The following is a 25,930-nucleotide window of genomic DNA, read 5'->3' on the forward strand; positions in this document are numbered from 1 at the left end:
GTCAAGCATGAGCGACTTCAGCGATTTCCGCCGCCGCTATGGCGGTGACCGCTTCAACACCGCGCAGAGCCGCCCGACGATGCGGCGCGTGCGCAACTATCTCGCCACCCGGCCGGTCGAAAGCTGGCTGTTCTTCTTCGCCGGCATCGTCGCCGGCGCCATCCTCGGCTGATACGCTGCTGATAAACGGGACACCGACCATGAGCATCTTTTCGCGCCTGACCGACATCGTGCAGTCGAACCTGAACTCCCTGCTCGACCGCGCCGAGGAGCCGGAGAAGCTGATCCGCCTGATCATCCAGGAAATGGAAGACACGCTGGTCGAGGTGCGCTCCTCCACCGTCAAGATCATCGCGGAGAAGAAGGAGATCGAACGCCGCGTCGCCGACCTCCACCGCGAGCGCGACGAGTGGGACCGCAAGGCCGAGGTGGCGCTGACCCGCGACCGCGAGGATCTGGCCAAGGGCGCCCTGATGGCCAAGTCCAAGGTCGCCGAACAGGCGGACGCGCTGGCCGAACAGCTGGTGCAGGTCGAAGCCGCGCTGTCCAAGGCCAACGAGGACATCGGCCGTCTTCAGGCCAAGCTGACCGACGCCAAGACCCGCGAGAAGGCGCTGGTCGCCCGCACCCAGACGGCCAGCAACCGGGTCAAGGTCCGCACCGTCCTGCATGACGAGCGCATCAACGACGCCCTGTCGCGCTTCGAGCAGGTCGAACGCAACCTGGACGAGATGGAGGGCCGGGTCGAGGCCTACGACGTCGGCCGGACCAAGAGCCTGACCGAAGAGATCGCGGAACTCGAGGCCTCCCACAAGGTCGAAGAGGATCTGGCCGCGCTGAAGGCCCGCATCGCGGCCCGCCGCAACGGCTGACCCTTGCCTTGGTGCCGGGGTGGGGCGGTGACGCCCCGCCCACTCCCCTCACGACAATAAGAAGGCCCGACGACCATGGGGTTCCTGGGTTTCGTCCTCGCGGTGCTGTTCATGGTGGTGGTGGCGCCGGTCTGGATCGTCTTCCACTACATCACCAAATGGCGGTCGCAGCGCGGGCTCTCCGCGCAGGACGAACGGCTGCTGGCCGAGCTGTGGGAGATCTCCAACCGGCTGGAGGCCCGCGTCCATACGCTGGAACGCGTGCTGGATGCCGAGGCGCCGAACTGGCGCAACAAGGTGTGATGGTTGCGGGAGTGTGAGGTGTCGGCTTCGAATGCCCCCACCCCAACCCTCCCCCGCTGGGCGGGGGAGGGGGACAGGAGCTTTGTCGGCGTTCAGCGGCAGTCCCTCCCCCGCCCAGCGGGGGAGGTTAGGTGGGGGCAACCGCCGCAGCACCTCATCACCCAAACCGAAACTCAACGAAAGGAACGAGGCCGCCATGGACCGCACGTCCTTCTACGACTCGCCGAATCCGCATCGGCTCTATCGCGATCCGCAGCGCGGAGTGCTGGGCGGGGTGTGCACGGGCGTCGCCGATTATTTCGGCGTGCAGCCGATGGTTGTCCGGCTGGCGATGCTATTCGCCCTGTTCTTCTTTTCGGTCCCGCTGGTGATCGCCTATGTGATCGCTCTGCTGGTGCTGCCGGTGCGTCCGGCGCAGCTGTATCGCGATGCCGAGGAAGAGGCGTTCTGGCGGACGGTGTCGACCAAGCCCGACCGGACGCTCGCCGGCCTGACCCAGCGCTTCCGCGACATGGACAAGCGCATCGTCGGGATGGAGGCCTACGTCGCCTCCAAGGAGTTCGAGCTGAACCGCGCGATCCGCGACCTGGACCGCTGAGTTGCAGTGCTGTCGTCCCGACGGGAAACACCCCATCGGGAAACGCCCAATCGGAATACGTCGTGAAGCCGGTGACGTCAGCGACGCTGACGGCGCCGGTCGCGGACGCGGATCGGGATCGGTTTGGGGGTGGGCATCGTGGCGATCAGACCGGCCAACGCCGCAGCCGTCGCCACCGCACCACCGAGCAGAACGAGATCCATCATAGGCCCTCCACCATCGAGATCGCCGCGTTCACCCACATGGTGAAGCAGATGGTTACAACATGGTAGCGAAAAGAGAGGCTGACAACATCTGTCCCATCGGGGCAGCCCCCACTAGACTTCGTCATCGAACACCTGCCGCCCCTCCCGGACCTTGATCCAAATCACGGGCTGGGCCGTTATTGGTCAAAGGAACAGGGAGCGGTCTTTTCCAAATGGGAAGGACCGGCGCCTTTGTCGAATCCCCGCCCTTTGACGGAGCCCCGCCCCAATGTCCGACAGCAGCCTTCACCAAGGCGCCCCCCGCAGGCGCAAGTCCCTGATCCGCGGCGCCCTTATGCTGAACGGGGCGTCGATGGTGGTGACGGCGCTGCTGTTCGTCCTTCTGCTGTCGCTGGTGGCGCCGCCGATGGGCGTCAACGCGCCGGGCGCACGGATGGCGCTGTGGGCGCGGCTGGCGGTCTGGCCGGCGCTGGTGCTGTTCGGCATGGTCGTCGGGGTGATGGCGATGCGCGGCCGCACCCAGGCCTTCAACCCGGTCGAGGACCCCGAATCGCGCGGCCAGCGCGTCGCCCAGCGGGTGCTGGCGAACAGCGTGGAGCAGTCCGCCATCTTCGTGCCGGCGCTGGCCGCCCTGGTCGCCACCCTGCCGCAGCCCTCGCTGGGGGCGGCGGTCGTGGCGACAGGGCTGTTCGTGCTGGGGCGGCTGCTGTTCTGGGCGGGCTATCTGGTGCATCCCTTCGCGCGGGCGCCGGGCATGGCGATGACGCTGACCGTCAATCTGATCGTGCTGGGCTGGGCCGTTCTGCTGCAACTGGGCGGGATGCAGCCCGGCTGACGGGCTTTTCCGCAGGAGGAGCGCTCGCCGGGGCCGCGGTCTTCGCCAGATGCAGCCAGCGGCGGTAAGCCTCGACACCTACCGGCGCCCGGTGCTTAAGCCCGATGCGGACGATCTGCGGCAAGGCCAGCAGCACCTTCAGGTCGGTCATCCGCGGTCCGTGGCGCAGGTTCTTCCAGCTGTTGCCGGCCCAACTGCGCGCCAGCCGCCATGCCATCAGCGAGGACGGGCAGCGCGCCACCTCGCGGATCAAGTCGTTGCGGTGGTTGTAGAAGCGCTCCATCCCCGGTTTGCGGCCCTTCTCGCTCTTGTCGTGGTAGACCATGACGTCGGGCAGGGCGACGACGCGGTAACCGGCGCCGACCAGCCGCAGGCAGCGATCCTTCTCCTCCCCCTGCCGATACAGTTCCGGCATGTAGAGGCCGACCCGCTCGACCGCGCTGCGCCGCAGCAGATGGCCGCAGCCGACATACCAGGGCACATCGAAGGGGGCGGCGCCCTTGGGGAAATAGACCAGCCCGTCGCGCGTCTCGATGTTGCAGGCGACGGCGGCGACCTCCGGATTCTCTTCCAGATAGGCGACGCAGCGGGCCAGCCCGTCGGGATCCTCGAACCAGCTGTCGTCGTCCACCGACAGGATGCAGTCGCCGGTGGTGTTCACGAAGCCGAAGTTGCGGGCCAGGATCAGCCCGCCGTTGTGTGGCTGGCGGACGTAGCGGACGGTGGGAAACTCCGCCCGCATCATCGCGCCCGTGCCGTCGGTGGAGCCGTCGTCGATGACGATGATCTCCATCGGCGGGGTGGTCTGGTTCATCAGCCGGGTCAGCGCGATGCGCAGCTCCGGCCCGCGGTTGTAGGTGGCGATGACGGCGCTGACGGTCAGCGTCATGACGGCTCCCTTCGGACAAGATTGGGCGGCGCCACCACCGGACGCAGCGGGTCGTCCTCCAGGATCCCCCAGGCCCGCAGGGCGCGGGTCAGCCCGATCCACAGCAGGATCGGCAGCAGCGAGAAGAAGCCGAACTTCACGATGGTGATGTTGCCGTCGCGGAACCATTGCAGGCACAGCGGCAGGAAGGCGCAATAGAACAGCACGGCGTAGCGGTTGCGGAACCCGTCGGTCCAGAACCAGCGGTGCAGCCGCCCCAGGATCAGGCCGACCACCACCATGGTGACGATCATGCCGATCCAGCCGGCGCTCATCCAGCCGTCGCCGGGCAGCGAGGTGGTCAGGTTGTAGAAGACGCCGTAGTCGTTCAGGTCCACCCACTTCACCGGCGCGCCGACCGGCTTGTCCGGCCACAGCAGGCGCGGGATCGGTTCGGTGAACAGCTGCAGGTACTGGGTGAACCAGGTGTAGGTGGCCGACTGTTTCGGCACCACCCACAGGATGTAGGCGAGGAAGTCGAAGTTCGCGAGATCCTGGCCGGCCAGCGCGTCGATCGCCCGGCCGCCGCCGCTGCCGCCGTTGAACCTCAGCAGGACCGAGGGCGGCGCATCGCCGGCCAGCACGTCGCGGAAGGCATCGCGGTTGTTGCCTAGCAGCGTGAACAGCCCCAGCACCGGCACCGCGGCCAAGGCATGCCACAGCCGGAACCATTTGGTGCGCGTGCGGTACAGCATCAGCAGCACCAGACCCAGGATGCCCATGATGATCGCCCAGCGGCCCCAGCCCAGATAGGCGCGGTAGGCGACGAAGGCGCCGAAGGGGATGAAGGACAGCGGGTGGAACCGGCAGATCCAGATCAGCCCCAGCGTCAGCGGCAGGCCCATCGAATGGGCTTCGGCGATGTAGCCGGTGGTGTTGGTGTAGATCGGCTGTCCGGTCAGCGGATCGCGTTCCATCTGCACGTCGCCGGTGCCATCGAAGCTGGCGCCGCCCTGGCGCTGGATCGCCGAATAGATGGCGAGCGGCCCCAGCAGCGCCGCGGTCGTCAGGAAGGCCACCACGTCGACGCGGTCGAAACTGAAGGACGGCGCGGGCTCCCCGTTCGGGGTCCAGTCGGGACGGACCATCCCGGCCCAGGCGCAGGCGGCGGCGAAGGCGACCAGCCCGACCGAACTGACCACCAGCGTCATGACGAACTGCTGCTCGCTGGGCCAGAAGCCCATGAACAGCCACACGTCGTTGAAATTCTGCGTGTGGACCAGGATCGGCCGCATGACGAAGACCAGAGCATGGAAGATCAGGTACAGCGTCAGCGGATGGAACATCGATGCGCTGCCGGTGCTGAGGAACACCACGGTCACCAGCACCAGCACCAGGACCTGCGCGATCAGCGCCATTTCGATCATCGGCAAACCGTCCCTGGTTGTAGGCTTCGCTTCCGGCCCCCGCCTGATCGGAACGATCCGCGGGCAAGCGGGTACGACCGGCCGGTCAGGCTAGGATGAAAAGCCAGCCTATACGTCCCGTCCCGGCCGGGCAGGGGTGCAGAGGGCGTGGCCCCTTCGCACCCGCACACCCCCTTCGCGCTTTTGCCGGTGCGGCTGGCCTGGGTCAGTCTCCCCCCTTCGGCGGAAGGTCTGTCGCAACGGAGGAGCTTTCTTCATGCCCCGTTCCCACCCTGAGTCCTGGAGCCGCGCAGCCCGCATCCTGGCGATGTGCGCGGTCCTGCTGCCTGCCGGATGGGCGATGGCGGCCGCGGCGGAGACGACGTTTTTCGTGTCGCCCACCGGGAACGACCGCTGGTCGGGCCGCCTGTCCCAGCCCTCGGCGGACGGGCGCGACGGTCCCTTCGCCACCCCGGCCCGTGCGCTGGCCGCCGCCAAGGGGGGCGGACCGGCGACGGTGCGGCTGCATGGTGGCACCTACCGATTGGCGGCGCCGCTGGTGGTGGACAGCTCGCTGCCGGGGCTGCGACTGACCGCGGTGGAGGGGGAGCAGCCGGTTCTGTCGGGCGGCGAGGCGGTGGGCGGTGCGGAACTGGCGAACGGCGTGCTGTCGGCGCCGCTGGCACGCGATCCGGGGCTGGACGTCTCCATTGGCGGTTCTGGCGGCGGTTCTGGCGGCGGCCCTGGCAACGGACAGCGGCTGGACGCCGCGCGCAGCGGCGACTTCGACCCCGGCGACCCGCGCAGCGGCTGGTTTCCGGCCAAGGCGGTGCAGTCCAACGCCAAAAGCCCCGATTCCAAAAGTCCGGGATCCAAGCGGCAGATGCAGGTGCCTCCGGGCGTGCTGAAGGCCGGCTGGGCCGGGCCGGGGGTGCGGGCGCAGGCGCTGGACCGCGAACGGCTGTCCGACGATCTGCTGGGGGTGGCGTCCGCCGATCCGAACGGGCTGCTGAGCTTCGGCGGCGACGGGCAGTATCCGTACCGCGACGGTTCCACCGTGCGGCTGCTCGGCCATCCCGATTTCCTGACGCGGCCGGGTGAGTTCGCCTGGGACGCCAAAGCCAAGCGGCTGCTGGTGAAGCCGCCGACCGGGCTCGACAGCGGGCGGGCGGAACTGATGGTGGCGAGGACCGCCAATCTTCTCCGACTGGAGAACGCCCGCAACGTTACGGTGGAGGGGCTGACCTTCACCGACGTGCCGTGGGACGGCAGCGCCGTGCTGGCGAAGGGCGGCAGCGGCCTGCGCATCGCCGGCAACCGCTTCGCCTTGGTCGGCACCGCGGTCACGCTGGACGGCGCCACGCGCAGCGAGGTGTCGGGCAACCGGATGGAGCATCTCGGCCGCTCCGGCATCTTCCTGGCGCCGGGAAGCAGCGACAACCGCGTCCTTGCCAACCGCATCAGCGACGTGGGCGAGGTGCGGTTCTTCGGCGGCGGGGTGATGGCGGCGGGCATCCGCAACACGCTGATCGCCCACAACGACATCCGGCGGGCGGCGCGCTACGGCATTTCGGTGAAGAACTGGAACCCGCAGACGGTGAACAGCGACAACGTCATCGAATTCAACCGCATCCGCGACACCGCGCGCCAGACCGCCGATGCCGGCGCCATCGAGATGCTGGGCCGCAGCGGCAACGACACCCGCAGCATCGTCCGCTTCAACGACATCCGCGACACCGGCGGTCTCGCCACCGACGCGCAGGGGCGCTGGCTGGTCCGCTACAAGGGGTTCGGCATCTATCTGGACGACATGACCAGCGGCGTGACCGTGCAGGGCAATCTGCTGGAGAACACCGGCGCCGCGGCGATCTTCCTGCATGGCGGCGACAACAACCGGGTGTCGGACAACATCACCCTGATGACCGACTCCAAGGACCGCTTCCTGCGGCTGGAATGGGTGCCCAGCGCCGGCAGGAACGGCCTGATGCACGGCAACGTCGCCAACGACAACGTGGTGGCCGCTCCATCGCCGAAGGAGCAGGTCGTCGTCAGCCTGACCGGCGGCGAATACAAGGTCGAGAACACGCAGCTCGAGGCGTCGGTGCCCGGCGCCGGAACGGCCGGTCTCGCCAGGGCCGCCGCCCCACCGGCCCCGGACTCCTCCACTGGGGCGCGCCTGCTGGACCGGTTGCTGGCGAAAAAGGAACTGCCGCTGGACCGCGTCGGGCCGGAGGGGATGCGGTAGTAAAAACCCTCTCCCGTCGCGGAATCCCCCTCTCCCCCCGCTTTCGCGCAAACGATGTTTGCGCTGTCGCGGCAGGCGGACCGTAGGTCCGCTGAGAGCGGGGAGAGGGTCGGGGTGAGGGGGATGCATAGGGTGGATTGGATAGGAGTGCGGGGAGTGCGCGGCTCTTGAAAATCCTCGCAGCGCAACCCCCTCACCCTAACCCTCTCCCGGTGGGGAGAGGGGACTTTCGGCGTGCCTTCTTCAGGCCGTCGCCGGACGGGCCAGCGCCGGGGGAACGTCGGTCGGCTCCATCACCGGGACCGCGACCGTCGGGGTCTTCCAGGTCAGGCTGTCGAAGGCGCCGCAATGGCCGCACAGCCCGCCCCAGTTGTGGCTGACCGCCCCGCAGGAGTTGCAGGTCCACACCGGGTCTTCCGGCGCGTCGGCGGCCTTGGCCAGCCAGTCCTTCGCCGCGTCCTCGTCATGGCGTTCGCTGCGGTCCAGCTCGGCCATCAGGCGATAGGCGCGGCGGGTCGGGCCGATCTCCATGGCGCGGTTCAGGTGCTGGCGCGCCTCGCCCCACAGCTGCGCCTCGATGGCGGCCTGGGCGACGGCGAGGTGCGATTCGGCCGAATCCGGGGCCTGACGCACCAGCTTCTGGAACAGGCGGACGCGGGCCAGCGGGTCGTAGCTGGACACCAGGCTGCGGTAGATCTCGGCCAGTTCCGGATGCGGCGACTGGCGCCACGCCCGCTCCACCACCTTGGCGGCCGGCTTCGGCCGGTCGGCGGCGATCTGCAGGCGGGCCAGACGCACCGCGGCGGGGACGAAGCCCGGCATCATGTCGTGCGCCGCCTGGGCGTGCGACAGGGCGGAGTCGGCACGGCCGCGACGCTCCGCCTCGAAGCTGCGCTCCAGCAGCAGGACGGCGCGGTGGCGGCGGCCCTCCTCGGTCGGGATGGCCCCGGCCTGGATCGCCTGCTGCAGCGTGCCTTCGGCGGCGGCCCAGTCCCCGGCCTGCGCCTCCAGGTCATAGAGCGTGCCGAGCAGCCAGGGCGTGTTGGGCTGAAGCCCGCGCGCCTTGCGGGCGAGGGTCAGCGCCTCCACCCGGTCGCCCGACTTGATCGCCTGGGTCAACAGCCCGCGCATGCCGAGGAAGGCCGTCTCCGGCCGCTCCAGCATCGCTTCGAAATACTGCTTGGCGGCGCGCTCGTCGCCCTGCAGCTGGGCCGCTTGGGCCGACAGCAGCATGGTCAGCGGCGGCTCGTTCAGCAGCCCGTCGGCCTTGCGCGCCATCTTGCGCGCGGTCGGCGCGTCGCCGGCGGCGATCGCCACCATGCCCTGGGTCAGGGCGCGGTAGCCGCGTTCGCGGCGGCGGGCACGGCTATGGCGGCGGAGGCGCTGCGGCGTGCGGATCAGGCCGCGGATCAGGCGGTAGCCGAGCGCCGCGATGCCCAGCGCCGCCAGCGTGACCAGCAGGGCGACCCAGAAGGGCGCCTCGACGGCATAGCCAAGCCAGTGGACGCTGACGGTGCCGGGACGGTCGGCGAGCCAGATCGCGGCGGCGATGACGACCGCGACCTTCAGAAGGAACCAGAGGGCGCGGATCATTGGGCCGTCCCCTTCCCGCCGGCGGCGGTGGTCATCAGGGCGATGGCGCGGTCGTTCAACTGGCGGGCGGCCTGATCGGCGGCCAGACGCGCCTTGGCGTCGGCCAGCCACGGGCCGGCGGTCTGCGCGGCCGGACCATGCAGGGTCGACAGCTCCTCCACCGCCTTGGCCAGATTGCCCTCGCTCAGCGCGGCCTCGGCACGGGCGACGACGGCATCGCTGGTGGTGCCGACGACCCCGCCGCCTTCACGGCGCACGGTGACCAGGGTGGACAGCTTGCCCACCGCGGAGTCGATCCAGCCGTTGCCCTCGCCGCGGATGTCGGCGCGGACGATCTCGCCGGCCAGCGGCTCGAACCGGTCGGTCAGCTGGGCGCGGGTCGGAATGCCCTTGGCGGCATAGGGCGCCACGGCGTCGAGCGGCTGCGTCACGCCGGCATCGGCGATGTTGAGCGCGCGGACCGCCTGCAGATCCTGCTGGAACGGCTGGCCGCCCGACAGGGAGGCGCGCAGCTGCCCGGCGGCGAGCACCAACGCCTGGGCGGCGGTGGCGGCATCCTGGCGCTGCGTCACCGCTTGGTTGACGCTGGTGACCTGCTGCTTCAGCGAGTCGACCTCGCCGCGCAGCTCCTGCGCCGCCTGGGCGTTGCCGGCGGCGGCGGAGACCTTCTGCTCCAGCGCGGCCAGCCGGTCGGCCAGCGCCTTCTGGGCGTCGGCGACGCCGGTATCGGGCGCGGCGGCGGCCGGGCGCTGTTCCAGCGCGTCGATCCGCTGGGTCAGCGCCGCGAGGCCGGCGGCGGCTTCGCCGTTGCCGCCATTGCCGGGCGTGGCGGCCGGGCGCTGCTCCAGCTTGCCCACGCGGTCGACGATCTGCTGGATCTGGGCGCGGAGCGCCGGGTCGGCCGGAGCGGCGGCGGAAGACTGGGCCGGGGCAGGGGCGGCCGGCGACGGCCAGCCGGGAAGGGCCGGACCCCACCAGGGCGCCGACAGGGCGGCGGCACCGACCAGCAGGGCGACCACCGACAGAGCGGTGGCGAAGCCGCTGCCGGAGCGCGGCTCGTCGATGTAGGACGGCGTCGGGGCGATGGTCGGGCGGGCCGGCTCGGAATCGGCACGGTTGTAACCGGCGCTGCCGGTGGTGCCGGACGGCGTCCAGCTGGAGGCCGTCGTCTTCGGCTCGTCGGCTGCGGTGTCCGGCTTGGCGGCGTCCGACTTGAACGGATCGGCCTTCGCGTCTTCCGCCTTCTCCGTTTCGGACTTCGGCGTGTCGGACAGGCTATCCGTGGCGCCGATCGGCGTGGCCGGCGGAATCAGGGCGTCGGAGGACTGCAGTTCGGTCACCGGGCCGGCGGTCGTTCCAAATCCGGATGCCCCAGGGCCAGATGCCGGGGCCGGCGTGTCGGTGCCGGGGATGGTGTCGGCGGGGGAGGCGGTCGGCACCGGCTCTACCGCCGGATCCACCACCGGAATCGCGTCGGCCGGGATGGCGGCGGGGGTGATCACCGCGGCCGCTGCAGCGTCGGCCGGCCGGTCTTCGCTGGGGGTGGCGGCGTCCAGGTCGGCGTCGTCCAGCTTGATGCGGTGCTTGGCGGCAGCGGTGCGCAGGTCGGCATGGCGGGCCAGCGGGATCGCGCCGCGCTTCTTCCAGCCCTGCACCGTCGTCACCGGGGTGTCCAGCTTGTGGGCCATGGGGCGGATGCCGCCGAAACGTTCGACGATGCGGTCGACCGCCGCATTGCCGGTGCTGGCGCCGTCGCCGTCACGGTCGGTGCCGGGGCGTTCGGAGCCTGGACGAGAGGTCATGGGCTGTACCTTCGGTTCGCTGTTGTTCGTCTTAACGTCACAGCCCCCTGACCGGTCCCCCTCGTCCCCCGTACGGCTGACGTACCCACCCGGAAGGACCCCGGGGTGTAAGCCGTACGGCCGGACCGCGCCGGATTTACCCGGCGACCGGCAACAGATCGAGCAGGGCGTCCTGCTCCGGTCTGGCCGCCACCCGTACGCTTCGCCACGGCGTCACTCCCTCGTCGCCGTACGCACGAGCAGCCTCCGCGACCGCGGGGCTGAGGCAGAACGCATCGACCGTACGACAACAGTCGACCAGCCCCGCCTCGGCCAGCAGCCTAACAAAGGAAACCGCGGTACGGGGAGAGAAAAACAACACGCCGTCGAGTGCCGACGTACGCAAAAATGTCGCGGTATCGTCCGACAGGGTTAGCGCGGGTACGGCATCGTACATCACGCTGCGGCGCAGCGTGAAGCCGGAGCCTCCGAGAAGCCCGGCAAGGTCGCCCGCCACCTTGCTTCCCGCCACATGAAGAAGCGTACCGGCGGACGGATCGCGCAAGGACCGCACCCGGTCGGCCAGCGCGTACACGTCGCCCGAGGCGCTGTCGACCTCTGCGAAGCCGGCCGCCTTCGCCGCCCGTGCCGTGGCGTCGCCGACGGCGTGCACCGGACGGTCGCGCCGGCTCGTACGTTTGGAGTAGGCGCGTACGCCGTTTGCGCTGGTGAACAGCAGGGCCTGTACGTCGGACAGGTCGGGTTCCGGACCGTCGAGCCAGACCATCGACAGCATGGGTTCCACCGCGGCGTCGAAGCCGAGCGCCTCCAGCCGGCGCACCAGCGGCTCCGCATCCTCCGCCGGACGCGTCACGAGAAGGCGCGTACGGCGGGGCGGGGAAGAGGTGTCGGGCTGTTTTCCCGTCATGCGGAAAACTCGGCCGGGAGGAGGGATCAGTGCGGCGCGGCGGCGAAGAAATCGGGCGGCAGCTGCACCCGGATCTCGGCCCCGGCGTCGGCACCCAGCGACTCGGCGTCGGCCGCCTTGCCGCGGCGCTCGGCCCGGAAGATGGTCCGGCCGTCATGGGACAGCACCTTGGCGCGCAGATGCAGGTCGCCGCCGTCCAGCACCGCCAGCGCGGCGATGGGGGTGCGGCAGGAGCCGTCCAGCGCGGCCAGCAGCGCGCGTTCCGCCGTGACGCGCACCATGGTCTCCGCGCAGTTCAGCGGGGCCAGCAGGGCGCGGGTGGCGTCGTCGTCGCTGCGGATTTCGATGCCGATGGCGCCCTGGGCGACCGCGGGCAGCATCGTTTCCGGCTCCAGCACCGCGGTGATGCGGTCGGTCAGGCCGAGGCGGCGCAGGCCGGCCAGCGCCAGCAGGGTGGCGTCGACCTCGCCGGCGTCCAGCTTGGACAGGCGGGTCTGCACGTTGCCGCGCAGGGGGAAGATCTTCAGGTCGGGACGCAGTTCCAGCACCTGGGCCTGACGGCGCAGGCCGGCGGTGCCGACCACCGATCCGGCGGGCAGGTCGGCCAGACCGCTGCCGGAGCGGGCGAAGAAGGCGTCGCGCGGATCCTCGCGCGGCAGCAGGGTGGCGATCTCCAGCCCGTCGGGAAGCTGGGTCGGCACGTCCTTCATCGAATGGACGGCGAGGTCGGCGCGGCCGTCGAACAGCGCCTCCTCCAACTCCTTGGTGAACAGGCCCTTGCCGCCCGCTTCCGCCAGGGTGCGGTCGAGGATGCGGTCGCCGGTGGTCTTGAAGACGACGATCTCGATGGCGCCGGGGGCGGCCAGATGCGGATGGGCGGCGATCAGGCGGTCGCGGGTTTCGTGGGCCTGCGCCAGCGCCAGCGGGCTGCCGCGCGTCCCGATACGGAGCGGGTGGGTCGTCATAGGGCGTGTTCTAGGGGATCCGCGCAGCTTTGCAAGGATTCGTCTGCCCCTCATACATAAGATTGAGGCTGATCAAATTTCACGGGCCCGGCTTCTCGCACCCGCGTGCGCGCAACTCCATCCTGTACCCGGACGGCCAAGGCGGCTAGTTTGGCGCCATGATCGTTCTTGGAATTGAAACGAGCTGCGACGAGACGGCCGCCGCAATCGTCACCGACGCGCGCGAGATCCGCGCCGACGTCGTGCTGTCGCAGTTGGACGACCACACGCCCTATGGCGGCGTCGTCCCGGAAATCGCCGCCCGCGCCCATCTGGAACATCTCGACGGGCTGATCCGCCGCGCAATGGCTGAGGCCGGGATCGGTTTCGGCGACCTGGATGCGGTGGCGGCGACCGGCGGGCCGGGGCTGATCGGCGGCGTCATCGTCGGCGTGATGACCGCCAAGGCCATCGCCGCGGCGCGCGGGCTGCCCTTCGTCGCCGTCAACCATCTGGAAGGCCACGCGCTGACCGCGCGGCTGACCGACGACGTCGCCTTTCCCTATCTGCTGCTGCTGGTGTCCGGCGGCCATTGCCAGCTTCTGGCGGTGGAGGGGGTCGGGCGGTACCGCCGGCTCGGCACCACCATCGACGACGCGGTGGGCGAGGCGTTCGACAAGACCGCCAAGCTCTTGGGGCTGGGCTATCCCGGCGGACCGCTGGTGGAGAAGGCTGCGGCGCGCGCCACGAACCCGGCGCGCTTCGAACTGCCGCGGCCGATGCTGGGCCGTCCGGGCTGCGATTTCTCCTTCTCCGGGCTGAAGACCGCGGTGCGGCGGCATGTGGAGGAGTTGGGCGGCCCAACGGGTGGGGTGCTGTCGGACACGGATCGCGACGACCTCGCCGCCGCCTTCCAGGCGACGGTGGCGGAGGTGCTGGCCGACCGCTGCGCCCGCGCCATCCGCCGCTTCAAGGAGGATCATCCGCAGGGCGGCGCCCTGGTGGTCGCCGGCGGCGTCGCCGCCAACAAGGCGATCCGCAGCCGTCTGTCGACCCTGGCGGAGAAGCAGCGCATGCAGTTCGTCGCCCCGCCGCTGCGGCTGTGCACCGACAACGCGGCGATGATCGCCTGGGCCGGGATCGAGCGCTTCCGCCTGGGCGAGAGCGACCCGCTGAACTTCGCCCCCCGCCCGCGCTGGCCACTGGACCCCACCGCCGCGCCGGTGATCGGGCGCGCAGGCGTCGGGGCGGGGGTGAAGGCGTGATGGGCGTGCGGGGCGGCCTCATATCCCCTCTCCCCCCCGGGGAGAGGGTTAGGGTGAGGGGGAAGCACAGCGTGACTCTGCAAGGAGTGCGGCGCTTCTCATTTTCCCATCGATCCACCCCATGCATCCCCCTCACCCCGACCCTCTCCCCGCTCTCAGCGGACCTTTGGTCCGCCTGCCGCGACAGCGCAAACTTCGTTTGCGCGAAAGCGGGGGGGAGAGGGGGTAAAGGGCGTGATCGTTTTGTCAGCGTGAGTGAACTCCCATGAGTGCCGTGCCCTCCTCCCCCCTCAACCGCATCGGCGTCGTCGGCGGCGGCGCCTGGGGAACGGCGCTGGCGCTGGCGGCGTTGCGGGCCGGGCGCGAGACGCTGCTGTGGGCGCGCGAGCCGGCGGTGGTGGAGGCGATGAGCATCCGCCGCGAGAACCGCGACTATCTGCCCGGCGTGCCGCTGCCCGACGCGCTGCGGGTCACCGGTGATCTCGCCGATCTCGGCGATTGCGACGCGGTGCTGCTGGTGTCGCCGGCGCAGCATGCGCGCAGCGTCACCGCGCGGATGGCGCCGCTGCTGAAGCCGGGCGCGCCGGTGGTCGTCTGCGCCAAGGGGATCGAACTGGACAGCCACGCGCTGATGAGCGAGGCGGTCGCGGCCTCCCTGCCGGGCGGCAATCCGGTGGCGATCCTGTCCGGCCCGACCTTCGCGGCCGAGGTGGCGCGCGGGTTGCCGACGGCGGTGACGCTGGCCTGCGCCGACGAGGCGCTGGGCACGGCGCTGGTCGCCGCGCTGGGCAGCCGCACCTTCCGGCCCTACCGGTCGGACGACGTCGTCGGCTCGCAGATCGGCGGGGCGGTGAAGAATGTGCTGGCCATCGCCTGCGGCGTGGTCGAGGGGCGGCGGCTGGGCGACAATGCGCGGGCCGCGCTGATCACCCGCGGGCTGGCGGAGATCACCCGGCTGGCGCTGGCGCTCGGCGGCCGGGCGGAGACGCTGATGGGGCTGTCGGGGCTGGGCGACCTGACGCTGACCTGCTCCAGCCTGCAGTCGCGCAATATGTCGCTGGGGGCGGCGCTGGGCGAGGGCAAGGCGCTGGCCGAGATCCTGGCGGTGCGCCGGTCGGTGGCGGAAGGCGTCTACACCGCCGCCGCGGTGGTCGGGCTGGCGGCGAAGCTGGGCGTCGACATGCCGATCTGCGGCGCGGTCGACGCCATCCTGAACCACGGCGCGGGACTGGACGAGACCATCGACGGACTGTTGTCGCGGCCCTTCCGCGGAGAGGGTGTTTAGAGGCGTTTAGGAGACGGCCTTCTCCACCCAACCGGCGGCGCGCACCGACGGGGCATGGGTGCGGCTGACCGGCACCAGCAGGCCGTTGGTCAGCCGCAGCGACAGCTTGCCGTCCGGCTTGCGTTCCACTGCCGTCACCGCCGAGGCGGCGACCCAATAGGAGCGGTGGACCTGCCGGCCGTCGATGCCCGCCAGTTCCGCCACCGCATCGCGCATGCGCATCAGGATCAGGTCGCTGCCCAGCGCGGTGTGGACGCGGACGTAATGGTCCTCCATCTCCAGCGCCAGCAGGTCGCGGCCCAGCTTCGCCGGGATGCGATCGAGGAAGGGGGCGGGACGGGGCGGGGTCGGGCCGCCGGAAACGGGGGGCTCGGGCAGGGCGGACGGCCGGTGGCCGACGATGCCCTGCTCCCGCAACTCCAGCCAGACCGGCAGGGCCGACACCAGGGAAGTGATGACCAGCACATAGCCGAACAGCTCGGCCAGTCCGGCGGGGGTGAGGAAATCCTGGCAGCGCAGCCGGTTTTCCAGCAGGGCGACCACCAGGGTCTGCAGGACGCCCACGGTCAGGAAGGCCGCGGCCAGCATCAGCGGCCATGTGCGCTCCAGATTCGGCAGGATCCGGCGGGCGACCAGCACCACGATCTCGAACATCGACCAGCCGGTGGTGATCAGTCCGCCCCAATAGGCAAGCCGCGAGAGAAACCCCATTTCGCGAAATGTGCCGAACGGTCCCAGCAGAGCCAATGCTAGGATGGAGCCCGCCAGCAGCGGCAGGTGCCGGCGCAGCATGCGCCGCCCATAAGGGACGGGCGGGGTGGAGGCGGCGCCGTCCGGCATGGTCGCGTCACGCATCGCGCGGTGTCCGGCCGGCCGGAAACCGCCAGGAAGGATCGGGGAATGAAGGCACGCCGTTGGTTCGCGCGTTGGTTTGCAAGCCGTAGGTTCGCAAGGATGATCGCCCCGGTGACGCTGCTGGTGCTGGCAACCGCGGGTACGGCCGCCGCCGGGGAGCTTCGCGCAACCGTCCGCAACGTCAAGCCCAATCAGGGCAAGGTGATGATCGCGCTGTTCGACAGCGCCGAGGCCCAGGCGGCGAAGGCGCCGCGCGCCGGCTATTTCGCCGCGGCGGTGGGGACGGATCTGGTCGCGGTCTTCCCCGACCTGCCGGCCGGGCGCTATGGGCTGATCGCCTTCCAGGACCTGGACAACAACGGGGAACTCGCCACCGGCCTGTTCGGCATCCCCGCCGAACCGCACGGATTCAGCCGCTCCGCCCGCGGCAGCTTCGGCCCGCCGAGCTTCGACGACTATGCGGTGCCGGTCGGCGCGTCGGGCGTGGCGACGACGGAGATCAAGCTGGTGGAGTGAGAGGGCTCACCCCCGCGCATGAGCCCTCCTCGCGCCAGCGGGCGAGATAGTCCTCCAGGCCGCGGCCGGGGATTTCGTCGAATCGGCGCTCCAGGGCCATCAGGGTCTCCATGCGGTCGATGCGGAAGCTGCGGAACTCCTCGCGCAGTTCGCACCAGGCGCCCAGCGTCCAGACCCGGCCCCAGAAGAACAGGCCCAGCGGCTGGACCGCGCGGGCGGAATGGGTGCCGTCCTCGCGCCGGTAGTCGAACAGCACGACGCGCCTGGCGTTGATGGCGCAACGCAGCACGTCCATCCGCTCGCGCAAGGGGGCGGGGAAGGAGAAGTCGGGAACGAAGACGCGGCTGTCGGCCAACTCGCGCCGCCTCGCCTCCGGCACCACCGCCTCCACCTTGTCCAGCGCGCGGGCGGCGGCATCGGCCAGCGCGCCGCCGACCCAGGCGCGGGCAAGGCGGGCGCCGACCACCAGCGCCTCCACCTCGTCCCGGGTGAACATCAGCGGCGGCAGGTCATAGCCGTCGCGCAGCAGATAGCCGACGCCGGCCTCGCCCTCCACCGGCACGCCGGAGGAGGCGAGGTCGCGCATGTCACGATAGACGGTGCGCTCCGACACCTCCAGGCAGCGCGCCAACTCGGCAGCCGTCACCAGCCGCCCCTTGCGGAGATGCTGGACGATCTGGAACAGGCGGTCGGCGCGGCGCATGGAAGCGGCTCAGGGCAGCGGGATCAGTGCATCGAATAGAGGCCGACGCGGTTGCCCTCGCTGTCGATGAACTGGGCGAAATAGCCGATTTCCGGCGTGATCAACGTCTTCGGCACGACGATGGTGGCGCCGGCCTGCTCGGCACGGGCCAGCGGGGCGGACAGGTCGTCGCCGCCGTTCAGGTAGACGGTGGTGCCGTCGGCGCTGGGCTTGCACGACTCGTGCTGGATCAGGCAGCCCTTCACGGCTTCGCCGTCGGCCGGGAAGACGGCCATCTTCATGCCGCTGGGGCAGGGCTCCTGGACCATCTTGGTGGCGAAGACCTCCTCGTAGAAGCGCACGGCACGGGCGAGGTCGGCGGCGGGAATTTCGAACCAGGTGGCGACATGCGGGTTGTTCATGGAACGGGCTCCTGACATGTGGGGAAGGGATGTTCGTGGTTCGTGCCGGCACGCCCCCTTGATAGCACACCCCCTCCTGACAGCGTGATGTCAGGAGCAATCAGTTGGCTGAATTAAAATGGCCGGTCCCTTCAATGAAAATTGCGGCCCTTGGAGAAGGAGCCGGCGGCAGGCCGGTCCTCGCCGGTCAGCTCGGACAGCCGGTGGGTCAGGTCGAGCAGCGATTCCACGCGCAGATGCACGACCCCCTCGTGGTTCTGCACCCGGCCGGTGGCGGCCATCAGCCTCGCGGTCATGATCGGGCGGCGGAAGGTCTCGAAGGCGTCGGGCATGACGACGAGGTTGGCGACCCCGGTTTCGTCCTCCAGCGTGATGAAGACGACACCCTCGGCGCTGCCCGGCCGCTGGCGCACCAGGACGAGGCCGGCGGTGGTCAGCCGCCGGCCGTCGCGCGTCCGGGCCAGCCGCTCCGCCGGGGTGATGCCGGGCAGGCCGTCGCGCAGCAGGGCCAGCGGGTGGGCCTTCAGCGACAGCGACAGGCTGGTGTAGTCCATCACCACATGCTCCCCCAGCGCCATGGCGGGCAGGGTGGCTTCGGGCTCCTCCGCCATCGGGCCGTCCAGGCGGGCGAACAGCGGCAGCGGCTGGTCGCCCAGCGCCCGCACCGCCCACAGCGCGGCCCGGCGGTCCAGCCCGACGGAGCGGAAGGCGTCGGCCTTCGCGAGCTTTTCCAAGGCCGCGACCGGCAGGCGGGCGCGGCGCCACAGGTCGTAGGGATCGCGGTAGCCGCCGGCGCGGGACAGGACGAGGGCGTCGGCCTGCGACTCGGTGAAACCCTTGATGAGACGGAGGCCGAGGCGGAGGCTTGGGCTTTTCCCCCTCTCCCCCCCGGGGAGAGGGTCGGGGTGAGGGGGATGCGTTTCGAGGATCTCTTCGGCGTTGCCGAACCCCCTCATCCTAACCTTCTCCCCGGGGGGGAGAAGGGATTGTTCCGCAACCTCCACCGCGCAATCCCATCCCGACACATTCACATCCGGCGGCAACACGGTCACGCCATGCTCCCGCGCGTCGCGGACGATCTGGGCCGGGGCGTAGAAGCCCATCGGCTGGCTGTTCAGCAGGGCGGCGGCGAAGATGGCGGGGTGGTGGCGCTTGATCCAGGCGGAGACATAGACCAGCAGCGCGAAGCTGGCGGCGTGGCTTTCCGGGAAGCCGTATTCGCCGAAGCCCTCGATCTGTTGGAAACAACGTTCGGCGAAGGCGAGGTCGCAGCCGTTGGCGGTCATGCCGGCGATGAACTTGTCGTGGAACAGCTGGACCTTTCCGGTCTTGCGGAAGGCCGCCATGGCGCGGCGCAGCTGGTCGGCCTCCTCGGCGGTGAAGCCGGCGCCGACCATGGCGACCTTCATTGCCTGTTCCTGGAACAGTGGCACGCCCAGCGTCTTGTAGAGGACCGGCTCCAGCGCCGGCATCGGGTAGGTTACCGGCTCCACTTTGCTGCGGCGGCGCAGGTAGGGATGGACCATGCCGCCCTGGATCGGGCCGGGGCGGACGATGGCGACCTCGATCACCAGATCGTAGAACTCCCGCGGGCGCAGCCGGGGCAGCATGCTCATCTGCGCGCGGCTTTCGACCTGGAAAACGCCCAGGCTGTCGGCGCGGCAGAGCATGTCGTAGACCGCCGGGTCCTCCTTGGGCAGGCTGTCCAGCGTCCAGCGTTGCCCATGCACCTGCTCGATCAGGTCGAAGGCCTTGCGCACGCAGGTCAGCATGCCCAGCGCCAGGATGTCGACCTTCAGGATGCCCAGCGCGTCGATGTCGTCCTTGTCCCATTCGATGGTGGTGCGGTCCTTCATCGCCGCGTTGGCGACCGGGCAGAGGTCGGACAGCGGGCCACGGGTGATGACGAAGCCGCCGACATGCTGCGACAGGTGGCGGGGGAAGCCCATCAGCTCCTGCGCCAGTTCCAGGGTCCGCCTGAGCCTCGGGTCGTCGGGATCGACGCCGAGCGAGCGGGCGCGCTCCTCGTCCACACCCTGGCTGCTCCAGCCCCAGATCGAGCCGGTCAGCCGCGCCACCAGATCGGCCGACAGCCCCATCGCCTTGCCGACCTCGCGCAAGGCACCGCGGGCGCGGTAGCGGATGACGGTGGCGGTCAGCCCGGCGCGGGCGCGGCCGTACTTCTTGTAGATGTACTGGATCACCTCCTCGCGCCGCTCATGCTCGAAATCGACGTCGATGTCCGGCGGCTCGTTGCGGGCGGCGGAGATGAAGCGCTCGAACAGCAGGTCGAAGCGGGCGGGATCGACCGCGGTGATGTCCAGGCAATAGCAGACGGCGGAGTTGGCGGCGCTGCCCCGCCCCTGGCACAGGATGCCCTGGCCCTTCGCGAATCGGACGATGTCGTGGACGGTCAGGAAATAAGGGGCGTAGCGCAGCTCCCCGATCAGGGCCAGTTCATGCTCGACTGCGGCACGGACCTTGTCGGGGACTCCGTCCGGATACTTCTTTGCCGCGCCCTCCCAGGTCAGGGTGACCAGCGTGTCCTGGGAGTCGCGTCCCTCCGCCACCTCGTCGGGGTATTCATAGCGCAGCTCGTCCAGCGAGAAGCGGCAGGCTTCGGCGATCTCCAGGCTGCGGGCGACGGCGTCGGGGTGGTCGCGGAACAGGCGGACCATCTCGACGGCCGGCTTCAGGTGGCGCTCGGCATTAGCGGACAGCCGCCAGCCGGCCTCGTCGATGGTGGTGTGGTGGCGGATGCAGGTCATCACGTCGGCCAGCGCCCGCCGTCCGGCGCCGTGATAGAGCACGTCGTTGGTGGCGACCAGCGGCACCCCCTCCGCCTCCCCCAGCCCGGCCAGCCAGCGCAACCGGCGGCCGTCGTCGCCCTGGTAACGGTGGCTCGCCGCCAGATAGAGCTGCCCGCGCGCCAGCCCGCCGCGCCAGGCGCGCAGCTCGCGCAGGAACGACTCGTCGCGCCGGTCGGGGGACAGCAGCAGGAACAGCATGCCCTCGGCATGGGCCAGCACGTCGGCGCGGGCGATGAAGCACTCCCCCTTCGGCGCCCGCATCTTGCCCAGCGTCAGCAGCCGCGACAGCCGGGCATAGGCGGCGCGGTCGGTCGGGTAGGCCAGCAGGCTGTCGGCGTCGGTCAGGTCCAGCCGGCAGCCGATCAGCGCCCGGATGCCCGCCTTCTTCGCCGCCGCATGCATCTGCACCACGCCGGCCAGCGAATTGCGGTCCGTCACCCCCACCGCCGCCAGCCCGAGTGCGGCCGCGGTCAGCGCCAACTCGTCAGGGTGCGACGCCCCCTCCAGGAAGCTGAAGCTGGTGGCGACCTGCAGTTCGGCGTAGCGGATCATGGCAAGGCTCCCCGGCGCTGGCGGATGGGTGCGCGCAGGGATGATAGTCCGGAAATGGGATTGGTGTCATTATTGTGGCGGGGGCGTGTCGGCTTCGATTGCCCTTACCCTGACCCTCCCCCGCTCTCAGCGGACCTACGGTCCGCCTGCCGCGTCAGCACAAAGCGTAGCTTTGTGCGAGAGCTGGGCGGGGGAGGAGATTAAGTGCTTGTTTGGAAGGGCGGCGGCAGTCCCTCCCCCGTGATCGGATCGACCTTCGGTCGACCGAGAGCGGGGGAGGTTAGGTGGGGGCATCGTCAGCCGACACTTCACCCCAGATAGGACTCCACGCCCATGACCGTGAAGCCCTTGTTCTCCGGAAGCCGGGAGTGGACCTTCTCGCGGGCCTTCTTCTCGTCCAGCGCCCAGACCAGGAAGCGGCGGCCGCGCTTCCAGCTGTCCAGCGCGGTGGGGGTGAGGTTGGCATTGACGCGGGCGCCGTATTCGATGTTGACCACCCGCAGAAGCCAGCCCTGGTCCTTCTGGGTGCGTCGGTCGTCCAGCACATAGATGCGGCGGTCGGCGGCACCGGCGGCCTTCAGGCGCTGTTCCAGATCCTCGCAACCCAGCTCGGCCATCGCCTTGCGGCGGCGGGCGTCGCGCAGGTCGCGGGCCTGCTGAAGCGTGACGCGGGCGACCTTCTTGATCCGCTCCACCTGCGCCTGCTTGCGCGAGACGGCGTTGGCGATCCGCTCCTCCGAGGTCTTCAGCCGGCGCATGGCCAGCAGAATCGAAACGGACAGGGAGGCGAGGCCGACCAGACCGGCGAAGATGTAGGGCATGCTGTCCATGGCGCGTCCTTATCTCAACCGGATCTCAACCGGCCTTGGCGACGGGAGCATCGGCGGACAGGAACTCCTGCATCCGGGTCACCGCATAACCGAAGGCCGGGGGGTAGCGCCGTTCGATCTCCGTCCGCGCCTCCGCCATCGACCGCGCCCACACCTCGATCATCTGCGGCTGGGCCCAAGTGGGGTCGACCAGCGCATGCTGGCTCTGCTGGGCGGCGCCGGTGCCGACATATTTGTTCACGACCATCGCGACGTAGCAGGGGCTGCCCTGGACCTCCTCGCCGATCAGGCGGACCAGCCGTTCGCCGGACTGCCGCGAGTCCTCGATCTGGCGTTCCATAACCTTGCGGCGGCGCAGAACGTCCTCCACCGTGCCGTCCAGCTCCTTCAGCTCCCGGATGCGGTCGGCACGGCGGGCTTCGAACTTCGTTTCCATCTTGGCGCGGCGGGCGATGACGTCGCGCACCCCCTCCGACCCGTGGCGGCGCTCGATGGCGCGCTCACCGAGCACGATGACGAGCTTGCCGATGCCGAACCCCAGGCCCGCCAGCCCGAAGGCGGAGATGAGCGCGTTGCCGTAGTCCTGCCACATGTGCGAACCCCTGATCGGGAGCAACATCCGGATGGATGCCTCCAACGATAGGAGTAACCCCTAGTTCCCCGCCGTTCAATCGCCGCGCTGTAACGATATTTCACATGAAACACCCCACTGCCGGGATCGGACCGGCTATCCCACCGCGCGTTCCACCCGGTTGCGGCCGGCCTGCTTGGCAGCTTGGAGCGCCCGCTCGGCGCGGTGCAGGGTCTGTTCGACGCCGGGTTCGCCGGGCAGCCAGTGGGCGATGCCGATGCTGGCGGTGACGGATATGGCGCGGTCGTCCACGACGATGGGGCTGCCGGCCAGGGCGGCGCGCACCCGTTCCGCCACCACGGCGGCACCGGCGGAGTCGGTCTCCGGCAGCAGCACGACGAACTCCTCCCCGCCGGAACGGGCGACATGGTCGGAGATGCGCAGCGCCGCCCGCATCCGCTTCACCACCGCGCGCAGCACCGTGTCGCCGGCGGCATCGCCATGGGCATCGTTGACCGCCTTGAACCCGTCGAGGTCGAGCAGGAAGACCGTCAGCGGCCGGCCATAGCGCCGCGCCCGCGCCAGTTCCGCCGCCGCCAGTTCCAGGAAGCGGCGGCGGTTCCACACGCCGGTCAGCGGATCCAGCACCGCCAGCCGGTTCAGGCGGACGGTCGCCTCCTCCAGCGCGCGGGTGCGCTCGGCGAGCTGCCCCTCCAGCGCCTCGAGGGCAGCGTAGGCGCGCAACGCCGTCACCACGCTGGTGAACAGCCGGCGGGCGGTCAGCTCCGTCTTCGCGGTGTAGCCGTCGATCTCATAGGCGAGGACGAGGTCCTCCTCCGGGACCTGCGCGGGCTGGCCGGTGCGCAGGACGATGCGGACGGCCCGGTTGCCCAGGTCTTCCCGGATGGTGCGGACCAGCCGCAGGCCGGCATCCTCCGTCTCCATCACCACGTCGAGCAGGATGACCGCGATGCCGGGCGTTTCCCGCAGGATCCGCTCCGCCTCCGCGGCACTGGTGCAGTCCAGCAGGCGGACGGGACGGCCGCGGAAGCGCAGGCGGGCCAACGCCAGCCGGGTGACGGCATGCACCTCCGGCTCGTCATCGGCGACCAGCACCAGCCAGGGCGGGGAGTGAGGGTCCGGAGTGTCGGAGTCGGATCGGTCCGTGAGCGGTGCTGCGGGGGACTCGTCCGAGGCGAACAGGAAATCGTTGGACATGGCTGCCGGCTCGGAGCTCCGCGCGGTACACGTATGAATGGAAGCATGTCGGCGCTCCGGATGCAACGGTGCCGAGTGCCGCGCTCCGTCGCATGGGAATGGACCACCGAAAGGGTGTAACTGGCATGGGATCGGACCGGCCGGCGGCGCGTTTCGCCATTCGGTGCTTGCGCGGCCACCGCGAGCCACCTTAGGCATGGCTGTGCGTATGCCAATGATCGGTCCGGACGATGTGCCGGGCCGGCTGGCGGCGGTCCTTTGCGGACGCAATGAAACGGGACAGGAGCGGACCTGGTTATGGAAGCAGGCATGGATGGGCGGGAGCATGCGGCGAAGCTGCGCGCGCTCGCGCTGGGGGCGCTGGGTGTCGTCTATGGCGACATCGGCACCAGCCCGCTCTACACGCTGCGCGAATGCCTGACCGAAGGCGGCGGCTTTCCGCTGGTGCCGGAGGTCATCCTGGGCGTGCTGTCGCTGATCTTCTGGGCGTTGATCATCACGGTGACGGTGAAATACGTCGTCTTCGTCATGCGCGCCGACAACCAGGGCGAAGGCGGCATCCTGGCGCTGACCGCGCTGGCGTTGCGCGGCATGCGGCCGGGGCACCGGCGCACCGGCGTCGTCATGGCCATCGGCGTGATGGGCGCCTCGCTGTTCTACGGCGACAGCCTGATCACCCCCGCCATCTCGGTTCTGAGCGCGGTGGAGGGGCTGCATGTCGTGGCCCCCGCCCTGGACGACTACGTCATCCCCATCACCCTGACCATCCTGATCGGGCTGTTCGTGTTGCAGCGCTTCGGGACGGAGAAGGTCGGCCGGCTGTTCGGGCCGGTGATGCTGGTCTGGTTCATCACGCTGGGCGTGCTGGGGCTGTGGCAGATCGTGCGGTATCCCGGCGTCCTGGCCGCCGTCTGGCCCGGCCATGCCGTGGAGATGCTGTTCAATCATGGCTGGCACGGCTTCCTGCTGCTGGGGGCCGTGGTTCTGGCGGTGACGGGGGCGGAAGCGCTCTATGCCGACATGGGCCATTTCGGCCGCAAGCCGATCCGCATCGCGTGGTACGTGCTGGTGCTGCCGTCGCTTCTGCTGTGCTATTTCGGCCAGGGCGCCCTGCTGCTGCATGAACCGGACGCGATCGAGAACCCCTTCTTCCATCTGGCGCCGGACTGGGCGCAGGTGCCGCTTCTGCTGCTGGCGACCGCGGCGACCATCATCGCCGGGCAGGCGGTGATCTCCGGCGCCTATTCGGTGACGCTGCAGGCGATGCACCTGCGCTATCTGCCGCGGATGGAGGTGATGCACACCTCGGAGCATGAGAAGGGCCAGATCTACATGCCGCAGCTGAACTGGCTGCTGCTGGCCGGCGTTCTCATGCTGGTGCTGACCTTCCAGACCTCCAGCAACCTTGCCGCCGCCTATGGCATCGCGGTGACGGGCACGATGGTGGCGACCACGCTGCTGGCCTACAAGGTCGCGCGCTCGCTCGGCCGCTGGAAGCTGTGGCAGGCGGTGCTGGCGCTGGCGGTGTTCCTGACCGTCGACATGGCGCTGTTCCTGGCCAACCTCGTCAAGGTGGAGGAGGGCGGCTGGTTCCCGCTGGTGGTCGGCGCGGCAGTCTTCCTGCTGATGGCGACCTGGCGGCGCGGGCGCGAGGTGGTGCGCAAGCGGCTGGCCGAGGATGCGCTGCCCTTCGATCTGCTGGTGGAGCGGCTGAAGACCGGCTCGGTGCAGCGGGTGCCGGGCACCGCGGTGTTCCTGACCGGCAACCCGCGCGGCCTGCCGCCGGGGCTGCTGCACAGCCTGAAGCACTACAAGGTGCTGCACCAGCGGGTCGTGCTGCTGACCGTCGATATCGAGGACGTGCCCCATGTGCCGGACGAGCAGCGCTTCGAACTGAAGGCGCTGTCCGCCGGATTCTTCCGGCTGATCGTCCATTTCGGTTTCAAGGACGAACCCGACATCCCGCAGGCGCTGGAGACGAAGCGGATTCCCGGCCTGCCGTTCGAGCCGATGGAAACCACATATTTCGTCAGCCGCGAGACGCTGATCCGCAGTCACGGCAAGCTTGGACTGCCGCGCTGGCAGGAGCCGCTGTTCATCTTCCTGTCGAAGCTGTCGACCAGCGCGTCGGAGTATTTCTGCATCCCGCCCAACCGCGTGGTCGAGCTGGGCATGCAGCTTGAGATATAGGGCGGATTCGGCCCGGCAGAGTCTGCCGCGCCATGGCGCCGGGACGGCGGGCGGGGGCATTTTCTTCCGCCCCCGCCCGAAGGCCGTTCACCTTGGCCGTTCACCTTGGCCGTTCACCTTGGCCGTTCACCTTGGCCGTTACCGGACGCCCATCA

General features: G+C 69.8%; 24 protein-coding genes. 10 read left to right on the forward strand and 14 right to left on the reverse strand.

What is annotated here, in order from left to right:
* Positions 1 to 7 precede the first annotated feature (7 nt).
* The 4 genes from ACWPKK_RS00945 (at position 8) to pspC (ending at position 1,773) form a co-directional block, all read left to right on the forward strand.
* Entirely contained in the window at positions 8 to 172 is a 165-nt protein-coding gene (locus ACWPKK_RS00945; protein ID WP_310117418.1) for a hypothetical protein, read from the forward strand.
* Between the two features lie 28 nt (positions 173 to 200).
* Positions 201 to 872: a phage shock protein PspA gene (gene pspA, locus ACWPKK_RS00950; RefSeq protein ID WP_014246713.1), complete on the forward strand. Its 672-nt coding sequence runs from the start codon at positions 201 to 203 to the stop codon at positions 870 to 872.
* A gap of 75 nt (positions 873 to 947) precedes the next feature.
* A complete protein-coding gene (gene pspB, locus ACWPKK_RS00955; RefSeq protein ID WP_324868851.1) occupies positions 948 to 1,175 on the forward strand; it encodes an envelope stress response membrane protein PspB in 228 nt (75 codons plus the stop codon).
* 196 nt (positions 1,176 to 1,371) lie between these two features.
* The gene (gene pspC, locus ACWPKK_RS00960) at positions 1,372 to 1,773 is read left to right on the forward strand and encodes an envelope stress response membrane protein PspC (protein WP_149227975.1); all 402 of its coding nucleotides are present in this window, start codon (positions 1,372 to 1,374) and stop codon (positions 1,771 to 1,773) included.
* A gap of 77 nt (positions 1,774 to 1,850) precedes the next feature.
* Here pspC and ACWPKK_RS00965 read toward each other — a convergent pair whose 3' ends face one another.
* Positions 1,851 to 1,979: a hypothetical protein gene (locus ACWPKK_RS00965; protein ID WP_256379242.1), complete on the reverse strand. Its 129-nt coding sequence runs from the start codon at positions 1,977 to 1,979 to the stop codon at positions 1,851 to 1,853.
* A gap of 268 nt (positions 1,980 to 2,247) precedes the next feature.
* Here ACWPKK_RS00965 and ACWPKK_RS00970 point away from each other — a divergent pair, with 268 nt between their 5' ends.
* Positions 2,248 to 2,814, forward strand: coding sequence for an MAPEG family protein (locus ACWPKK_RS00970; RefSeq protein ID WP_452000472.1), 567 nt, complete (start codon positions 2,248 to 2,250; stop codon positions 2,812 to 2,814).
* On the opposite strand, the gene ACWPKK_RS00975 is transcribed toward ACWPKK_RS00970, so the two are convergent.
* Positions 2,753 to 3,703 carry a glycosyltransferase family 2 protein gene (locus tag ACWPKK_RS00975; protein WP_452000474.1) on the reverse strand — a complete coding sequence of 317 codons (951 nt, stop codon included), beginning with the start codon at positions 3,701 to 3,703 and terminating at the stop codon, positions 2,753 to 2,755. The two genes, ACWPKK_RS00970 and ACWPKK_RS00975, sit on opposite strands and share 62 nt — an antisense overlap.
* On the reverse strand, positions 3,700 to 5,109 hold the full coding sequence (locus ACWPKK_RS00980; RefSeq protein WP_452000476.1) for an O-antigen polymerase: 1,410 nt from the start codon (positions 5,107 to 5,109) through the stop codon (positions 3,700 to 3,702). Before ACWPKK_RS00980 ends, ACWPKK_RS00975 begins: the two co-directional genes overlap by 4 nt.
* Positions 5,110 to 5,365: 256 nt before the next feature.
* On the opposite strand from ACWPKK_RS00980, the gene ACWPKK_RS00985 reads away from it, so the two are divergent.
* Positions 5,366 to 7,333, forward strand: coding sequence for a right-handed parallel beta-helix repeat-containing protein (locus ACWPKK_RS00985; RefSeq protein WP_452000478.1), 1,968 nt, complete (start codon positions 5,366 to 5,368; stop codon positions 7,331 to 7,333).
* 243 nt (positions 7,334 to 7,576) lie between these two features.
* Here the strand turns inward: ACWPKK_RS00985 and ACWPKK_RS00990 are convergent, their stop codons facing one another.
* The 4 genes from ACWPKK_RS00990 to hemC form a co-directional block, all read right to left on the reverse strand.
* On the reverse strand, positions 7,577 to 8,926 hold the full coding sequence (locus tag ACWPKK_RS00990; RefSeq protein WP_452000480.1) for a heme biosynthesis HemY N-terminal domain-containing protein: 1,350 nt from the start codon (positions 8,924 to 8,926) through the stop codon (positions 7,577 to 7,579).
* Positions 8,923 to 10,728 carry a mitofilin family membrane protein gene (locus tag ACWPKK_RS00995; protein ID WP_452000482.1) on the reverse strand — a complete coding sequence of 602 codons (1,806 nt, stop codon included), beginning with the start codon at positions 10,726 to 10,728 and terminating at the stop codon, positions 8,923 to 8,925. The genes ACWPKK_RS00990 and ACWPKK_RS00995 overlap by 4 nt, the downstream gene beginning before the upstream one ends.
* 136 nt (positions 10,729 to 10,864) lie before the next feature.
* A complete protein-coding gene (locus ACWPKK_RS01000) occupies positions 10,865 to 11,635 on the reverse strand; it encodes a uroporphyrinogen-III synthase (RefSeq protein WP_452000484.1) in 771 nt (256 codons plus the stop codon).
* A 26-nt stretch (positions 11,636 to 11,661) separates the two neighbouring features.
* Positions 11,662 to 12,600, reverse strand: coding sequence for a hydroxymethylbilane synthase (gene hemC, locus ACWPKK_RS01005; RefSeq protein ID WP_324868859.1), 939 nt, complete (start codon positions 12,598 to 12,600; stop codon positions 11,662 to 11,664).
* Positions 12,601 to 12,758: 158 nt separating this feature from the next.
* On the opposite strand from hemC, the gene tsaD reads away from it, so the two are divergent.
* Positions 12,759 to 13,844: a tRNA (adenosine(37)-N6)-threonylcarbamoyltransferase complex transferase subunit TsaD gene (gene tsaD, locus ACWPKK_RS01010; RefSeq protein WP_452000486.1), complete on the forward strand. Its 1,086-nt coding sequence runs from the start codon at positions 12,759 to 12,761 to the stop codon at positions 13,842 to 13,844.
* A gap of 265 nt (positions 13,845 to 14,109) precedes the next feature.
* Positions 14,110 to 15,129, forward strand: a complete 1,020-nt coding sequence (locus tag ACWPKK_RS01015; protein WP_452000488.1) for an NAD(P)H-dependent glycerol-3-phosphate dehydrogenase — start codon at positions 14,110 to 14,112, stop codon at positions 15,127 to 15,129.
* Positions 15,130 to 15,135: 6 nt separating this feature from the next.
* On the opposite strand, the gene ACWPKK_RS01020 is transcribed toward ACWPKK_RS01015, so the two are convergent.
* Positions 15,136 to 15,984, reverse strand: coding sequence for a LytTR family DNA-binding domain-containing protein (locus ACWPKK_RS01020; RefSeq protein WP_452000490.1), 849 nt, complete (start codon positions 15,982 to 15,984; stop codon positions 15,136 to 15,138).
* A gap of 99 nt (positions 15,985 to 16,083) precedes the next feature.
* On the opposite strand from ACWPKK_RS01020, the gene ACWPKK_RS01025 reads away from it, so the two are divergent.
* Positions 16,084 to 16,500 (forward strand): DUF2141 domain-containing protein, encoded by a 417-nt coding sequence (locus ACWPKK_RS01025; protein WP_452000492.1) that lies wholly within the window; start codon positions 16,084 to 16,086, stop codon positions 16,498 to 16,500.
* Here the strand turns inward: ACWPKK_RS01025 and ACWPKK_RS01030 are convergent.
* The 6 genes from ACWPKK_RS01030 to ACWPKK_RS01055 form a co-directional block, all read right to left on the reverse strand.
* Positions 16,484 to 17,203: a helix-turn-helix transcriptional regulator gene (locus tag ACWPKK_RS01030; protein WP_452000494.1), complete on the reverse strand. Its 720-nt coding sequence runs from the start codon at positions 17,201 to 17,203 to the stop codon at positions 16,484 to 16,486. The genes ACWPKK_RS01025 and ACWPKK_RS01030 overlap by 17 nt on opposite strands.
* A gap of 23 nt (positions 17,204 to 17,226) precedes the next feature.
* A complete protein-coding gene (locus ACWPKK_RS01035) occupies positions 17,227 to 17,604 on the reverse strand; it encodes a VOC family protein (protein WP_452000495.1) in 378 nt (125 codons plus the stop codon).
* 131 nt (positions 17,605 to 17,735) lie between these two features.
* Positions 17,736 to 20,966, reverse strand: coding sequence for an error-prone DNA polymerase (locus ACWPKK_RS01040; RefSeq protein ID WP_452000497.1), 3,231 nt, complete (start codon positions 20,964 to 20,966; stop codon positions 17,736 to 17,738).
* A 308-nt stretch (positions 20,967 to 21,274) separates the two neighbouring features.
* Positions 21,275 to 21,796, reverse strand: a complete 522-nt coding sequence (locus tag ACWPKK_RS01045; RefSeq protein ID WP_452000499.1) for a hypothetical protein — start codon at positions 21,794 to 21,796, stop codon at positions 21,275 to 21,277.
* A 25-nt stretch (positions 21,797 to 21,821) separates the two neighbouring features.
* Complete coding sequence (locus ACWPKK_RS01050) at positions 21,822 to 22,388, reverse strand: hypothetical protein (RefSeq protein WP_194911587.1); 567 nt, start codon at positions 22,386 to 22,388, stop codon at positions 21,822 to 21,824.
* Positions 22,389 to 22,523: 135 nt separating this feature from the next.
* Entirely contained in the window at positions 22,524 to 23,585 is a 1,062-nt protein-coding gene (locus ACWPKK_RS01055; protein ID WP_452000501.1) for a GGDEF domain-containing response regulator, read from the reverse strand.
* Between the two features lie 297 nt (positions 23,586 to 23,882).
* Between ACWPKK_RS01055 and ACWPKK_RS01060 the strand changes: the two genes are divergently transcribed.
* On the forward strand, positions 23,883 to 25,775 hold the full coding sequence (locus ACWPKK_RS01060; RefSeq protein ID WP_324868870.1) for a potassium transporter Kup: 1,893 nt from the start codon (positions 23,883 to 23,885) through the stop codon (positions 25,773 to 25,775).
* The last annotated feature ends 155 nt before the right edge of the window (positions 25,776 to 25,930 follow it).

It is taken from the genome of Azospirillum largimobile, from assembly GCF_977007025.2.

Coding starts and splice junctions, on each gene's coding strand:
- ACWPKK_RS00985 (WP_452000478.1), top strand. CDS start 5,366: ATGCCCCGTTCCCACCCTGAGTCCTGGAGCCGCGCAGCCCGCATCCTG.
- ACWPKK_RS01030 (WP_452000494.1), bottom strand. CDS start 17,203: ATGCGCCGCGCCGACCGCCTGTTCCAGATCGTCCAGCATCTCCGCAAG.
- ACWPKK_RS01060 (WP_324868870.1), top strand. CDS start 23,883: ATGGAAGCAGGCATGGATGGGCGGGAGCATGCGGCGAAGCTGCGCGCG.
- ACWPKK_RS01035 (WP_452000495.1), bottom strand. CDS start 17,604: ATGAACAACCCGCATGTCGCCACCTGGTTCGAAATTCCCGCCGCCGAC.
- pspB (WP_324868851.1), top strand. CDS start 948: ATGGGGTTCCTGGGTTTCGTCCTCGCGGTGCTGTTCATGGTGGTGGTG.
- ACWPKK_RS00975 (WP_452000474.1), bottom strand. CDS start 3,703: ATGACGCTGACCGTCAGCGCCGTCATCGCCACCTACAACCGCGGGCCG.
- ACWPKK_RS01000 (WP_452000484.1), bottom strand. CDS start 11,635: ATGACGGGAAAACAGCCCGACACCTCTTCCCCGCCCCGCCGTACGCGC.
- pspA (WP_014246713.1), top strand. CDS start 201: ATGAGCATCTTTTCGCGCCTGACCGACATCGTGCAGTCGAACCTGAAC.
- ACWPKK_RS01050 (WP_194911587.1), bottom strand. CDS start 22,388: ATGTGGCAGGACTACGGCAACGCGCTCATCTCCGCCTTCGGGCTGGCG.
- hemC (WP_324868859.1), bottom strand. CDS start 12,600: ATGACGACCCACCCGCTCCGTATCGGGACGCGCGGCAGCCCGCTGGCG.
- ACWPKK_RS01055 (WP_452000501.1), bottom strand. CDS start 23,585: ATGTCCAACGATTTCCTGTTCGCCTCGGACGAGTCCCCCGCAGCACCG.
- ACWPKK_RS01020 (WP_452000490.1), bottom strand. CDS start 15,984: ATGCGTGACGCGACCATGCCGGACGGCGCCGCCTCCACCCCGCCCGTC.
- ACWPKK_RS00945 (WP_310117418.1), top strand. CDS start 8: ATGAGCGACTTCAGCGATTTCCGCCGCCGCTATGGCGGTGACCGCTTC.
- ACWPKK_RS00970 (WP_452000472.1), top strand. CDS start 2,248: ATGTCCGACAGCAGCCTTCACCAAGGCGCCCCCCGCAGGCGCAAGTCC.
- ACWPKK_RS01015 (WP_452000488.1), top strand. CDS start 14,110: ATGAGTGCCGTGCCCTCCTCCCCCCTCAACCGCATCGGCGTCGTCGGC.
- pspC (WP_149227975.1), top strand. CDS start 1,372: ATGGACCGCACGTCCTTCTACGACTCGCCGAATCCGCATCGGCTCTAT.
- ACWPKK_RS00990 (WP_452000480.1), bottom strand. CDS start 8,926: ATGATCCGCGCCCTCTGGTTCCTTCTGAAGGTCGCGGTCGTCATCGCC.
- ACWPKK_RS01025 (WP_452000492.1), top strand. CDS start 16,084: ATGATCGCCCCGGTGACGCTGCTGGTGCTGGCAACCGCGGGTACGGCC.
- ACWPKK_RS00995 (WP_452000482.1), bottom strand. CDS start 10,728: ATGACCTCTCGTCCAGGCTCCGAACGCCCCGGCACCGACCGTGACGGC.
- ACWPKK_RS01045 (WP_452000499.1), bottom strand. CDS start 21,796: ATGGACAGCATGCCCTACATCTTCGCCGGTCTGGTCGGCCTCGCCTCC.
- ACWPKK_RS00965 (WP_256379242.1), bottom strand. CDS start 1,979: ATGATGGATCTCGTTCTGCTCGGTGGTGCGGTGGCGACGGCTGCGGCG.
- ACWPKK_RS00980 (WP_452000476.1), bottom strand. CDS start 5,109: ATGATCGAAATGGCGCTGATCGCGCAGGTCCTGGTGCTGGTGCTGGTG.
- tsaD (WP_452000486.1), top strand. CDS start 12,759: ATGATCGTTCTTGGAATTGAAACGAGCTGCGACGAGACGGCCGCCGCA.
- ACWPKK_RS01040 (WP_452000497.1), bottom strand. CDS start 20,966: ATGATCCGCTACGCCGAACTGCAGGTCGCCACCAGCTTCAGCTTCCTG.